This is a genomic window from Shewanella sp. A22 (genome assembly GCF_053850585.1).
In genome coordinates, this window is record NZ_JBSQBN010000122.1 from 1 (window position 1) to 13955 (window position 13955).

Below are 13955 nucleotides of genomic sequence, written 5' to 3' on the forward strand. Positions count from 1 at the left end.
TAAATATCTGGTCAGTTCAGAGTCTCTCAGGTTTTTCAATTCAAGGCACATTGATGTAGAAATGGTTGTTGCCTTTTAAATCGATGTAACACAGAAGTGGAATACCTGAGAGACGCCATTCTGGCGGTTTTCAAAGTCCTTTATGCTTCGTTAGATGCTTTCAAAATACGACTGCATGGTCTATTTTTTGCCATAAAAAATAACACATTCCGACCATCCATGGCGGTCAGATGCTGGAGGTAGAGTAACGCAGGATCTTGTTACCGAGGATCACTATTCGCTTCAATCATCTGCCTTGCCTACAGCACTTTGAACGCCCGCTGAAAGATCACATATTTAATTGGATTGGTATAAACACTTTGGTTTAAGGTTTTTTAGATAATAGAAAGGGTTAACAAGCGTATCCTGCAGTTATTAATCTCACGATACGCTTAACTTAATCTCAAAAATGGTCTGGAGCTTACTTTGCTTTAGGCCTAAATGGTTTTATTACCGCTTCGTCGCAGACTAAATATGGCCCTTCCATTAAATCGATACAATAAGGAATCGCAGGGAATACAGCATCTAAACATTCGCGGATAGACTTAGGCTTACCAGGTAGGTTCACAATAAGTGAGTCACCGCGAAGACCTGCAGTTTGACGAGATAAAATAGCTGTTGGAACAAACTTTAATGATTCCGCACGCATTAACTCACCAAAGCCTGGCATCATTCTATCGCACACCGCTTCGGTTGCTTCTGGGGTCACATCGCGTTTTGCCGGACCTGTTCCACCAGTGGTCACGATTAAACAACAGCCTTGATTATCGACCATATCAATTAATGTTGCTTCAATCACATCCCCCTCATCTGGGATCACTTTATAGATCGGTTCCCATTCAGACGTTAAATATTCATTCAATACATCAATAATGGCTTTACCTGATAGATCTTCGTAAACGCCAGCGCTAGCACGATCACTCACAGTCACGATGCCGATTTTAGCTTTGCTCATGGTTATCTTTCCCTTATGTGGGGTAAAAGCAGTTATGCAAATATAGACGGACAATCTACCAAAAAAATGCTTGTTCACAAAATAGCAGATTGATAAGCAGATCACCCTTTATGCAATGACATCATCGAATCGACTATTTATACTAAGGGCCGGTTATCTTTTAGTTACTTTGATGATGTCTAAAATTATTCATATTCATAAAATACAACAACGAGGCTTTACTCTTATTGAGCTAGTTGTGGTGATCATTATTTTAGGGATTTTGGCTGTGTTGCCGCCCCCAAGTTTATCAACCTTAAAAATGATGCGCAGATAGCAAGTTTGAAGGGATTACAAGGGGCATTAAAATCAGCGAATACAATGGTTTACTCAAAAGCGGTGTTGTCGGGTCAAGAAAAGCAGGAATCTGGGTCAGTGACATTAAATGGTGTCACTATTAACACCACTATAGGCTACATTACATCTTCACCAGCCAATGTAGCAGCGGCTATTGATGGTTCTTTTGAAGTGATGACCAATGCAAATGATCCGATTACCGCGGACTGGGGATTATTTGATGATCCAGGAAAAACAATACACATTTATCCTAAAGGATACGACAATAATGGCGACTGTAGTTTGCTATACAACGTTGACTCAAGCCAAGCTGAACCAACATTTTATGGCCTAACAACCAATGGCTGTTGATAAAAAAGTATTTAAAACACTTAGTTAGTGGGTGAATACCCTTTGACATGCTGAGCCAAAATACCCGTAACAGCCATTTCTGCCACATGACGTAAATCATCGTGGCTTGTGCCATTTGCAGCTTGGATCGACATTCCCTTAAATAACGTCACTATTAAGCTTGCCAGTACTTTTGGTTGACAATCATCAGCCAGCTCACCTTTTTGTTTAGCCTGATTAAATTGCTCAACTAATTCAAATTGATGATTTGTTTGAAGCTGGTGAATTGCCTCTTTAATACCTTCGCTCGCTTCATTACATGACAATGTGCTGTTGATTAAGGCACAACCTTGCGGATGACTACAATCAGTGAACTGTGCAGCAGCGCCTACCAGTAAAGCCCGAATAACATCAGCAATGTGTTGATGTTTAAATGCGGTGTTGAATAATGAGTCAGGCCGATTTTCATAAAGCTCAATAGCTTTTAAGAATAATTGCTCTTTGTTACCAAATGCGGCATAAAGGCTGGGTTTTTTAATCCCCATCACCTCTGTTAATTCACTGATTGAGGTACCTTCATAACCATTACGCCAAAAAACATGTAGCGCTTGCTCTAATGCAAAGTCAATGTCGAACCCGCGAGGGCGGCCGACACAAGCTGCTTTTGTTATTGTCATTAAGGGTACCTCTTAAATTAACAAACCTTTATTTATCATAAGCTTAATAACTTTATTAAGATAAACAATCCGCATAGATTAGCATATTATTACCTCATGTTGAGTTAATAATATGCTGATTTAGTCGCAATTCTTGCTATCGATCAACATTGGCTCACGCCACCGAAATGCCACTGCTCGCCTTATTACAAAACAGCGATATTTCATCTTCCTGCTAATTGAAGCACTTGTCAAAATAATTTCATACTTATCGGTACAAAACTAATTGACAGTTGTATTTTAATCTATATATTACCGTTCGGTACAGAACATTTCATACCAATTGGTATAAAACTGTAATCAAAGACAAAAAGTAACGCATCCAATAGCCGGTTAAATAACGTAAAAGCTATTGATTAGAGGGCAGCAACATGAATACGTTTAAATCAATTCAAACCACTTTATTAGTTAGCCTTGTGGCTCTTTTACTGGTGGCTTGTGGGCAACAACCCGCACAACAAAAAGCGAGTGCACCTGCGGCCCCTGAAGTCAGTGTTGCCAACGTACTTCATGAGCGCATTACAGAGTGGGACCAGTTTACAGGTCGCTTACAAGCTCCACAAAAGGTCACTTTAGTGCCACGTGTGTCAGGTTATATTGAGTCGGTGAACTTTAAAGAAGGTGCTTTAGTTAATAAAGGCGACGTATTGTTTACCATTGACTCAAAGGTGTTTGCTGCTGAAGCAGAGCGCCTTGAAGCTGAGCTCACCAGCGCTATGTCAGCAAATCAATTAGCGAAAAATGATTACGACCGTGCTAACAAATTGTTCAGCCAACAAGCTGTATCAGAAGAGTTAATTGATACTCGTCGCAGTAACATGCATCAAACAGCGGCGGCGGTAGCATCAGTAAAAGCGGCGTTAACGCGCGCCAAACTCAATGTGGAATACACTCATGTTACAGCACCGATCTCTGGCCGAGTGTCTTATGCCAATGAAACTGCAGGTAATTATGTCACTGCTGGTCAAACACAACTAACCAGCTTAGTGTCTACTTCAAACATGTATGCTTATTTTGATATCGACGAGCAAACGTATCTTAAGTATGCCTCGCTATCTGTAGAAAATAAGCGCCAAGATCCACGCTCTGGCAATAACACAGTATTAATGGCACTAGCCAATGAAAGCGAATTTAGCTACCAAGGTGTTATCGACTTTGTTGATAACGCGGTTAATCAACAAACCGGAACAATCCGTGTGCGAGCGTCTTTTTCAAACCCTGAAAACCGTTTATTACCCGGTTTGTTTGCCCGTATTAGCATTGCAGGCAGTGCTTCATACGACGGTATTTTAATTGACGATAAAGCCATTTTTACTGACTTAAACAACAAGTATGTATTAGTCGTTAATGAACAAAATACCCTTGAATACCGTGGTGTAACCTTAGGCGAGAAGATACATGGTTTACGTATCATTACTGCGGGTTTACAACCCGACGACCAGATTGTGGTTAACAGCTTACAAAAAGTGCGCCCAAGCGTAACGATAACACCTAAGCTGACCGACATGGCCGATAGCAGCCAAATAGAAGCACTACACCAAGCACAACTGCTCTTTGATAATCAGCCGCTCACAGCGCAAGTTGCTGATGACGCTAGTCAAGGCTAAGGAATACCACCATGTTGTCTCAATTTTTTATTAAAAGACCGATTTTTGCTGCTGTTTTATCGCTATTGTTTTTTATCTCTGGTGCATTAGCAGTGTGGCAATTACCGATCACCGAATACCCTGAAGTGGTACCGCCGACGGTTGTTGTCACGGCAAACTATCCAGGTGCCAACCCAAAAGTTATCGCCGAAACAGTGGCATCACCGCTAGAGCAAGAGATCAACGGCGTTGAGAATATGCTTTACATGTCTTCTCAAGCTACCTCAGACGGACGCATGACCTTAACCGTCACCTTTGCCATTGGTACCGATGTCGATTTAGCCCAAACTCAAGTACAAAGCCGAGTTGAACGTGCTAAGCCGCGTTTACCTCAAGAAGTGCAGCGCTTAGGTATTGTGACCGAAAAGTCATCACCCAGTTTAACCATGGTGGTGCATTTAACCTCGCCAGATAATCGTTATGACATGTTGTATTTGTCTAACTATGCGGTGTTAAAAGTCAAAGACGAACTCGCGCGTATTACTGGTGTGGGTGCTGTGCGGGTGTTTGGCGCCGGCGACTACAGCATGCGCGTTTGGTTAGACCCAAACAAAGTTGCCGCTATAGGATTATCACCTAACAACATCGTTGCAGCGATTCGAGAACAAAACCAGCAAGCCGCTGCGGGCAGCTTAGGTGCACAACCCAGTGGCGAGAGTGATTTCCAATTATTGATTAACGTTAAGGGCCGTTTAGCCAACGTAGAAGAATTTGAAAACATTATTGTTAAAGTGGGCGATCAAGGTCAAATCACGCGCCTAAAAGATGTTGCCCGTGTAGAACTAGGCGCATCAACTTACGCATTACGCTCAATGCTAGACAACAAAGATGCAGCAGCATTGCCCGTGTTCCAAGCGTCTGGATCAAACGCAATTCAAATTTCTGACGATGTACGCGCCAAAATGAAAGAGTTATCGGCGACCTTCCCAGAAGGATTAACCTACGATATCGTTTATGATCCTACGGTATTCGTACGTGGCTCAATAGAAGCCGTAATGAAAACCTTGCTTGAAGCCATTCTATTGGTGGTATTAGTTGTGGTGCTATTTTTACAAACATGGCGCGCATCAATCATTCCACTAGTTGCTGTTCCCGTATCATTAGTGGGTACGTTTGCCTTTATGCACTTGTTGGGTTTCTCGCTTAACGCATTATCACTGTTTGGTTTAGTACTCGCGATTGGTATTGTAGTCGATGACGCTATCGTGGTTGTCGAAAACGTTGAGCGTAATATTGAAGAGGGTTTATCGCCTTTAGCCGCTACACAAAAAGCAATGAAAGAAGTGACAGGTCCTATTATTGCGACCACCTTAGTACTCGCGGCAGTATTTATTCCAACGGCATTTATGTCAGGCTTAACCGGACAATTCTATAAACAGTTCGCGTTAACCATTACCATCTCAACCTTTATTTCAGCCATTAACTCGCTGACATTAAGTCCGGCATTATCGGCATTGCTGCTTAAAAGTCATCACGACAAGCAAGACTTCTTAACCCGCGGCATGGACAAAATGTTAGGTGGTTGGTTGTTTACACCGTTTAACCGATTCTTTGCTCGCTTATCTAACGGCTACGGCTGGGTAGTGAAAAAAGTCATCCGTTTTGGTGTACTTATTGGCATATTGTACATCGGTTTAGTGGGCTTAACTGGTTTACAATTTGCAAATACTCCAACAGGTTACGTACCTGGTCAAGACAAGCAGTACTTAATCGCTTTTGCTCAGTTGCCTGATGCAGCATCACTTGACCGTACTGAAGCAATTGTAAAAGAAATGTCGCGCATTGCTTTAGCACAACCGGGGGTTGCTCACGCGGTTGCGTTTCCAGGGTTAAGCATTAACGGGTTTACCAACAGCGCTAACAGTGCCATTTTGTTTACCCCATTAGATGATTTTACCGACCGTAAAGACCCATCGTTATCCGCAGGGGCCATTGCGGCAGCGTTAAACCAAAAGTTTGCCGCCATTGATGGTGCATTTATTGCGATTTTCCCTCCGCCACCGGTACAAGGTTTAGGCACCATTGGCGGCTTTAGATTACAAATTCAAGACCGTGGTAATTACGGTTACGAAGAGCTGTATAAAGTCACCATGCAAGTGATGCAAAAAGCATGGAGAACACCAGAGCTTGCAGGTGTATTCTCAAGCTACCAAGTCAATGTGCCACAACTTGAAGTTGAAATTGACCGTACCAAAGCCAAACAACAGTCGGTGTCATTAGACGAGTTGTTTGCCACCTTGCAAGGTTACATGGGGTCGGTATATGCCAATGACTTCAATCAGTTTGGTCGCACTTACCAAGTTAACGTACAAGCCGATGAGCAATTTAGGCAAACGCCTGAACAAATATCTCAACTTAAAGTGCGTAATAACCAAGGTGAGATGGTACCGATTGGCTCGTTTATTAACGTCGCTAATGTCGCAGGCCCGGATCGCGTAATGCACTACAACGGCTTTACCACCGCTGAGCTTAATGGCGGTGCAGCACCAGGGTTTAGTACGGGCGAAGCACAAGCTGCAATAGAAAAAATCTTGGCAGAAACCTTACCAAACGGCATGACATATGAGTGGACAGAAATCACTTACCAGCAGATTTTAGCGGGTAATGCTGGGGTGTATATTTACCCTCTGATCATTTTATTAGTCTTCATGGTATTGGCTGCGCAGTATGAAAGCCTAAGCTTACCTCTGGCGATTATTTTGATTATTCCGATGACATTGTTATCGGCATTAAGCGGGGTATTAATTTACGGTGGCGACAACAACATCTTTACCCAAATAGGACTGATTGTTCTGGTGGGGCTGGCGACCAAAAACGCCATCTTGATTGTTGAATTTGCTAAAGAGTTACAAGACAAAGGTATGACACCTTTAGAGGCCATACTTGAAGCGGGTCGTTTACGTTTACGACCAATTTTAATGACCTCTATCGCCTTTATTATGGGGGTTGTGCCTATGGTATTTTCAAGTGGCCCAGGGTCAGAAATGCGCCAAGCCATTGGTGTTGCGGTATTTGCTGGCATGATTGGTGTCACCATTTTTGGTTTGTTACTCACACCGCTGTTTTACTTCGCATTAGCCAAACGAGTTAAACCTGTAGATGCCGAATAACTCGGCGGCAAACAACAAGAGGTAAACGCAAGTTTACCTCTTTTTTATACCGTACATTCCCGTCACGGATTATTGTAGTTGCGATATCGTCGGCAACGCTGGAAACGCGCCTTTTTGGGCACAAGTTATTGCACCACACTGAATAGCAAATTCAACAGCCTGCCGCACATCGTCTTTATTGGCTAATCGCTCGCACAGAAGACTATCCGCTTGAGCATTAATTTGACCAAGTTTAAACAGTAAACCGGCAACAAAGCTGTCGCCTGCTGCAGTAGTATCAACTGGTTTTATTTTCGGTACGTCAACCATAAATGCAAAATCAGCACTGTAACACTGTACAGGCTCGGGGCCATTGGTCACCAAAATCAACTTAACACTTTCCGCCAAGCAAAATGATAAATAATCTTCAAAGCTGACACCTCGGGCATTCGCTAGAAATTCAGCCTCGTCTTTACTCATTTTTAACACATGAGAAAATGCAAAGCACTGCTCAACTCGCCCAGCAAGTAAACTGATGTCATCCCACAAAGAGAGGCGCAAGTTAACATCAAAACAAACTAGCTTCTGTTGCAAATGCGCTTTCAGTGCACCATAAAGGCTGGCATTAAAAATACCTTCCTCGGTAAACGTATTTGAGCACAGGTGAAAAATATCAATACGGGACCAATCAATTGCATCGAAGTGTGCACTGCGATAAAGCATATCGGCCGTACCTTGACGATTAAAACTAAATGAACGTTCACCATTTTCGTCTAAACTGACCAATACCGTTGCAGTTGCAGCACTTGGTATCAAGGCTAAACTGCGGGTATCAACACCTTGCTCTGTCAATGCCTGTTGTAACATTACGCCATAATCATCTGCACTAATGCCACCAGCAAATAAACTCGTCCCACCTAACTTTGCATAGCCTACTGCTACATTTGCCGGAGCACCACCAGCAATAGGCTGATGGCTTAAGCCGCTAGAATCTGTCGGCAGTAAATCAACCAATACTTCACCAAAACTTAATAATGTACTCATATCTTATGTCCAAGAAAAAGCCCATTTTCATGGGCTTACTAGCAGGGGGATTCCTAGAAACTCTAACTAAAATTCGTACTTAACGGTGGCACTGGTTGTACGACCGTTAATGGTTCTCGCACGAATGATATTGTTATCGGGTACCGAGCCTTCTTCAGCTTCAGTAATGCCCACAGTATCAAACACGTTATTAACGTTTAACGCCACCGATAGCACATCGGTTAACTGATATGACGCAAATGCATTCACTTGGGTATAACCATCAAACTGTAAATCGTTATTGTCCTGTGCGTAGGTGTCTGTAGTGCCAATTAAGTTGACCCCAACAGAGCCTTTATCAAAGTTATAACGACCCATTAGTGAGTATATAAAGTCGGCTTGACGACGAGGTGTGTTGCCAATAACATCTGGATTTAACGCATCGGCTGCAATTTCAGCGTCAGTCCAGGTAACGTTACCGCGAAAATCGAAGTCACCTATATAGTAGGCCCCCTCTAATTCAAGGCCTTTAGCTTCATATTTTCGGTCAAAGAAAATTTGGGTAGTTGCTTCAAAGTTTTGCTCTTCTGTTTCAGAATAAAACGCTGTAGCAAATACTGACATATTATCGTAACGATATTTTACACCCACTTCGTACTGATCAACTTCATCAACTGAATCTTCATCAGCAACAGAACCGTCGGCACGCACTTTACCAAACAATAAACGGTCAGCATTGGCGCGACCACCATGACTGATACGACCAAAAGCGGCTAAATCTTCAGAAATTTGGTAGTTAGCACCTAATGAGTAAGATAAATATCCCCAGTCATAATTCACCAACTGTGGGTTTGCATTATCAATAGATGACACATTTAATTCTGGCTGAGAGAGGGTTCCATCGCGATTCATATCCACTTGCGATTGCACTGTACCGGCATAATAACCACTGGCATCACCAGAGTCATAGCGAACGCTACCATCTAATGATAAGTCACCCAGCTTTGTTGATGCAGCAATATATGGCGCCTTGATGGTATAATCAGAATCATAGTTACGTTGACAACAATCCCCCCAATAAGGCACACCATAAGCGTATAAACCATTATCCGAATATGACGTACCATCGGCTGCAACAACATCTAAAAGCGCGGCATTATCGCCTTCCACTTCCATTAAATAAGAGTTCCACATCCAAGTCATATTGATATTTTGAGTGGCAGTATAGAAACCAAAAGTGATATTAGAATCATCAAATGTCTTAGTTAACTTCATATCATTGACGATAGAACCAAAGTCATTCATGGTCACATCAAAACTGTGCACTCGCATTGTTAAATCATTGTCAAAAACTTGACCAGCTTTCGCACCGTTGGCATACATTAATGTTGAACCTGCGCCGCCAATACTGCTCGCAATACTTGAACTATTACCTATTTCAGCAGGCATCAACGACATAAAATTACCGCTCACATCTGAAATACGGAAACGGTTTTCAACTAACCAGTCATCACCTAAATCAAATGAGGCTTCTAATCCCACCGAGTTAACAATCGGATTCATGCCATCGCGCATATCACCACGGCTAATATTGCCGTCAGCATCCAAGCGGAGAGTCGAGAGCATATTTGCTGAATGTACAGTGTCAGAACTGGCATCAAATCCAGGTATTGAACTACCATCGGAATACATTGGCATTGGCAAGTAACCAATGCTCTTATCATTTAAATGTTTTACATATAAACGCACATAACCAGAATCAAACTCTTTGGTTAAGTTAGCTTTAATTTGACCACCTTTATTCGCGGTGTAACCAGGATCACGTGGACCATCTCCGGTACGCACAAAGCCACCAATATGAAAACGCATCGAATCATTAATGCTTGCGCCATATTCAAAATCAGTACGTAAGGTATCGTAATCAAGCCCCACAGTAGACGAAATACTACCTGCGTCACTGGTACCGGTTTTACTAATAACGTTAATTATCCCGCCGGGTGCATTACTGGCAGCTGTTGAAGCAGAGCCACCACGGATTGACTCAATAGTTTGTGTTGTAGAGTCAATACGCAAGAAGATATCAGCATTACCAAATGCAATATCACCAAACTGTAAAATAGGTAAACCATCTTCCTGAATTTGTAAAAATTTAGCCCCACCAGAGGCAACAGGCAAGCCACGTACCGCAATGTTGGCGTTACCTTCACCACCAGTCGACTCAACCTTCATACCGGGAATAATACGGAATGCTTCGGCAGATGAACGAGGAGAGCTAATGGCTAAATCCTCCGGTGAAACGCTACTGACCGAAACACTTGAATCCATTACACGCGTACCTCGCGCCACACCCGTAACGGTAATGCGCTCAAGACCAATAGCATCCTTCTTGGTTTCAGCAGTGTCAGCTTCAGCAGCCCATAAGTTTGAACTAACCATCACTGCGAGCGTACTCAATACAAACTTTTTAGATGTGCTTTTTATCATTTTTATGTCCCCACATAGAGTGTATTGATGCTGTCTTATCTCCCCATAACAACATCAGTAATTATATTCATCAATCAAACTAAGGCCCAAACGCATTCAACAACTAATCAAGACACTGAACACGAACTCAACTTAATCGATTAAGTCACAAGTTAGCAACTAAATGGTAAATTGCAAGTATAATTTATGTTCTATTATTGTTAAAAAATACAAGCCGAGTCTAAGTAGATGTTTATTCAATTAAATACTTATTAATAAAAAATGCCCATTATTGAGCGTCTGCAGTCAACATATGCCCCGACGGATCTCGAAGCAGATTGTAGGCAGCCAATAAGCACAACATAAATGCAAAACCTGTTGCTAAATAGAACCCATATTTAACATGGCCAAATATATCGCCCACTAGCCCCATCAACAGTGGACCTAATGCCGCAGAAAGCGCAGTAAAGAACAAAATAACACCCGCAACTGAACCATGTTGATCGACAGGGAAACAACTAATGCCTTTTGAATTTAATGTTGGATATATCATCGACATAAACAAGCCAGATAAAGGTAGTAAAATCACCGCAGCAGCAATGCCATACACCATTGCACCTAAATAACATAGGCTAATCGCTAGGCTGAACCAAAACATGACTTGTTGCCAACTGTATCGATTGAGGATCCAGCCGCCCAAGAAACGCCCCAATGCCCGCAATGTAAAAAAGATAGTCAACGCATACGTCGCGATTAAGACTAAATCACCTTCATAGTTTAATAGTAATGTAGGCATCCATACATAAATAGCCACTTCAGTGGCAACATAAAGCCCAATCGCTAAAGAGTAGCCTAATGCGTAAGGATTTTTCATCATGCTAAAGGTACTGGCAAGATTAATATCTTGAGTCGATGAACGCTTTAATTGTGGATATTCCGCTTTATAAGCTAACCAACATAAAATTAAACAAAACACCCCTGCACCAAAGTACAGATACTTCCAAGACACACCCGTTATCAATAAATAACTGACAATGGCAGGACCTACCATAGCACCCACACCGAAAAAGCCTTCTACGGTATTCATAGTACTTGAATGTTGTTTTGAGCTTGTTGAAATGTCACCAATTAAACCAAGTGCGCCAGTTTTGAACACCCCAATCGCAATACCCACTAAGGCGAGTAAGAATAGAAAATAATAAAATGATTCACCTAATGCGAACATAAAACTGGCTAGAGCAAACAACAGTAAGCCAATTAAAATCGTTACTTTACGACCTAATTTATCTGCGAGAAAACCCAAAAATAGTCCGCTTAATGCAATAAAAAGCATTGGCATGTAATGAAATGCGCTTGCTTGTGACATCGATAAATCAAATGTAGTAATAAGCTCCGGAATAATGACTCCCACAGCATCAGATGTCATAGCAAACATAAAAAACATTAAATACGTTAGTACTCTTATCCTAGCGTTACCGTTATTTTCACTATCCTTCATATGGTTAACCATATTTCCCACCTTATTGTTATATGTTTTACTTTGTGGTCACACAGTCTATTTATGGCGACACATTCATCTTCTCCCACAGAAAACGAACTCAATATTTAAACAAAGCCCTTGAATAATGTTTCATATTGGTTAAACATACAACTTAATCGATTAAGTTTTTTTCAAATACTTACTTTAAGAGTCACCAAAATGAAAAACAATGTTCAGCTGATCACTTACGTAGATCGTATAGCGCACTCAGATTTAAAAGGACTCAAGCAGGTTCTCAATACAGAACTGCATGATCTTTTTGGTGGCGTACACTTGTTACCTTTTTACTATCCCATTGACGGCAGCGATGCCGGATTTGACCCTATAGACCATGCAAAAGTGGATGAACGGCTTGGTGATTGGGATGACGTAGAACAAATTGGTCAGCAATATGACATCATGGCCGACTTAATCGTTAACCACATGTCTGCCGAATCGACCGAGTTTCAAGATGTATTGGCCAAAGGGAAACGTTCAGCTTACTGGGATTTATTCTTAACCAAAGACAGCGTATTCCCCAATGGTTTAAGCGCAGAAAACCAAGCAAAAATATATCGTCCGCGCCCAGGGAGTTGCTTCACCACTTATCTGCTCGCCGATGGTACCGAAGCGGAGTTTTGGACAACGTTTACCTCGAATCAAATTGATATTAATGTTCACACAGCTGCTGGCCAGGCACATTTACATAAAGTACTAACGCGTTTTCACGAAAGTAAAGTAAACCTGATCCGTTTAGATGCTGCGGGCTATGCGATTAAAAAGCCAGGCACTAGTTGTTTTATGATTGAAGAATCATTTCAATTTGTAGATGAACTAGCCAAAAAAGCCAACAGCCTTGGTATGACAACGTTAGCAGAAATCCACTCGCATTATATGACTCAAATCGACATAGCTAAGCGTGTTGACATGGTGTACGACTTTGCCCTACCGCCATTAATTTTACACAGCTTATTTAGCCAAGATGCCAGCGCCTTAACCCACTGGCTATCAATTGCTCCACGAAACTGTGTCACAGTATTAGATACCCATGATGGTATTGGTATTATCGATGCTGGTCCCGTTGGCAACAAAGCCGGCTTATTAACACCAACCGAAATTGATAACTTAGTCAATCGTATTCACAGCAACAGCAATGGCGAAAGCTTGCAAGCAACAGGCGCTGCAGCAAGCAATGTTGATTTATACCAAGTGAATTGCACCTACTACGATGCACTTGGACAAAACGATCTTGAGTATCTTATTGCCCGTAGCATTCAGTTTTTTGCACCAGGTATTCCGCAAGTGTATTACACAGGCTTATTGGCAGAAACGAACGCCATGGAATTACTCAATAAAACACAAGTTGGACGCGACATTAACCGCCCTTATCTACAGGTAAGCGACATTCAAACTGCCATGCAAAAACCTGTTGTTAAAACGCTATGTGAACTGATCACTCTACGCAATAAAGTCGATGCCTTTAATGGTGAGTTCACCATGACAAACCAGGCTAATCAGTTAGTTCTGTCTTGGGTGCATGGCGACAGCTCAGCCAAATTAAGCATTAATTTTGCCACCAAAGAAACCCATATCAACATCGTTGAAGCCAAGCTATCGACTCACATTGTACTGGCTGATTTATTGGCTAAACACAGCGGATAATCTGCAGCTTAAACGTAAGCAAGGCGCCTAATTAGGCGCCTTGCTTGTATTGATACCAATCCCATTAAATATCTGGTCAGTTCAGAGTCTCTCAGGTTTTTCAATTCAAGGCACATTGATGTAGAAATGGTTGTTGCCTTTTAAATCGATGTAACACAGAAGTGGAATACCTGAGAG

The 13955-nt window shown here is 42.0% G+C and carries 10 protein-coding genes; 5 read left to right on the forward strand and 5 right to left on the reverse strand.

Going from position 1 to position 13955, the window contains the following annotated elements; genetic code table 11:
* Positions 1-460 precede the first annotated feature (460 nt).
* Positions 461-994 (reverse strand): molybdopterin adenylyltransferase, encoded by a 534-nt coding sequence (gene mog / locus ACWXWT_RS17035; RefSeq protein ID WP_456042767.1) that lies wholly within the window; start codon positions 992-994, stop codon positions 461-463.
* Positions 995-1166: 172 nt separating this feature from the next.
* Here mog and ACWXWT_RS17040 point away from each other — a divergent pair, with 172 nt between their 5' ends.
* Both ACWXWT_RS17040 and ACWXWT_RS17045 read left to right on the forward strand, forming a co-directional pair.
* Positions 1167-1310, forward strand: a complete 144-nt coding sequence (locus tag ACWXWT_RS17040) for a type IV pilin protein (protein WP_456042768.1) — start codon at positions 1167-1169, stop codon at positions 1308-1310.
* Positions 1311-1354: 44 nt separating this feature from the next.
* On the forward strand, positions 1355-1681 hold the full coding sequence (locus ACWXWT_RS17045; RefSeq protein WP_456042769.1) for a hypothetical protein: 327 nt from the start codon (positions 1355-1357) through the stop codon (positions 1679-1681).
* Between the two features lie 20 nt (positions 1682-1701).
* On the opposite strand, the gene ACWXWT_RS17050 is transcribed toward ACWXWT_RS17045, so the two are convergent.
* Complete coding sequence (locus tag ACWXWT_RS17050) at positions 1702-2337, reverse strand: TetR/AcrR family transcriptional regulator (RefSeq protein ID WP_456042770.1); 636 nt, start codon at positions 2335-2337, stop codon at positions 1702-1704.
* 410 nt (positions 2338-2747) lie between these two features.
* Here ACWXWT_RS17050 and ACWXWT_RS17055 point away from each other — a divergent pair, with 410 nt between their 5' ends.
* Together ACWXWT_RS17055 and ACWXWT_RS17060 are read left to right on the forward strand one after the other, a co-directional pair.
* A complete protein-coding gene (locus tag ACWXWT_RS17055) occupies positions 2748-3983 on the forward strand; it encodes an efflux RND transporter periplasmic adaptor subunit (protein WP_456042771.1) in 1236 nt (411 codons plus the stop codon).
* A gap of 11 nt (positions 3984-3994) precedes the next feature.
* A complete protein-coding gene (locus tag ACWXWT_RS17060; protein WP_456042772.1) occupies positions 3995-7132 on the forward strand; it encodes an efflux RND transporter permease subunit in 3138 nt (1045 codons plus the stop codon).
* A 69-nt stretch (positions 7133-7201) separates the two neighbouring features.
* Here ACWXWT_RS17060 and ACWXWT_RS17065 read toward each other — a convergent pair whose 3' ends face one another.
* From ACWXWT_RS17065 to ACWXWT_RS17075, 3 genes are all read right to left on the reverse strand, one after another.
* Positions 7202-8155 carry a carbohydrate kinase family protein gene (locus ACWXWT_RS17065; protein ID WP_456042773.1) on the reverse strand — a complete coding sequence of 318 codons (954 nt, stop codon included), beginning with the start codon at positions 8153-8155 and terminating at the stop codon, positions 7202-7204.
* Between the two features lie 66 nt (positions 8156-8221).
* Positions 8222-10618 carry a TonB-dependent siderophore receptor gene (locus ACWXWT_RS17070; protein WP_456042774.1) on the reverse strand — a complete coding sequence of 799 codons (2397 nt, stop codon included), beginning with the start codon at positions 10616-10618 and terminating at the stop codon, positions 8222-8224.
* Between the two features lie 268 nt (positions 10619-10886).
* Positions 10887-12107, reverse strand: a complete 1221-nt coding sequence (locus ACWXWT_RS17075; RefSeq protein ID WP_456042775.1) for an MFS transporter — start codon at positions 12105-12107, stop codon at positions 10887-10889.
* A gap of 189 nt (positions 12108-12296) precedes the next feature.
* On the opposite strand from ACWXWT_RS17075, the gene gtfA reads away from it, so the two are divergent.
* Complete coding sequence (gene gtfA / locus ACWXWT_RS17080) at positions 12297-13778, forward strand: sucrose phosphorylase (protein ID WP_456042776.1); 1482 nt, start codon at positions 12297-12299, stop codon at positions 13776-13778.
* Positions 13779-13955 lie beyond the last annotated feature (177 nt).

Bases quoted from the DNA above. Each gene is read 5' to 3' on its own strand.
- mog (WP_456042767.1), bottom strand. From the start codon at position 994: ATGAGCAAAGCTAAAATCGGCATCGTGACTGTGAGTGATCGTGCTAGC.
- gtfA (WP_456042776.1), top strand. From the start codon at position 12,297: ATGAAAAACAATGTTCAGCTGATCACTTACGTAGATCGTATAGCGCAC.
- ACWXWT_RS17050 (WP_456042770.1), bottom strand. From the start codon at position 2,337: ATGACAATAACAAAAGCAGCTTGTGTCGGCCGCCCTCGCGGGTTCGAC.
- ACWXWT_RS17040 (WP_456042768.1), top strand. From the start codon at position 1,167: ATGATGTCTAAAATTATTCATATTCATAAAATACAACAACGAGGCTTT.
- ACWXWT_RS17055 (WP_456042771.1), top strand. From the start codon at position 2,748: ATGAATACGTTTAAATCAATTCAAACCACTTTATTAGTTAGCCTTGTG.
- ACWXWT_RS17070 (WP_456042774.1), bottom strand. From the start codon at position 10,618: ATGATAAAAAGCACATCTAAAAAGTTTGTATTGAGTACGCTCGCAGTG.
- ACWXWT_RS17060 (WP_456042772.1), top strand. From the start codon at position 3,995: ATGTTGTCTCAATTTTTTATTAAAAGACCGATTTTTGCTGCTGTTTTA.
- ACWXWT_RS17045 (WP_456042769.1), top strand. From the start codon at position 1,355: ATGGTTTACTCAAAAGCGGTGTTGTCGGGTCAAGAAAAGCAGGAATCT.
- ACWXWT_RS17075 (WP_456042775.1), bottom strand. From the start codon at position 12,107: ATGGTTAACCATATGAAGGATAGTGAAAATAACGGTAACGCTAGGATA.
- ACWXWT_RS17065 (WP_456042773.1), bottom strand. From the start codon at position 8,155: ATGAGTACATTATTAAGTTTTGGTGAAGTATTGGTTGATTTACTGCCG.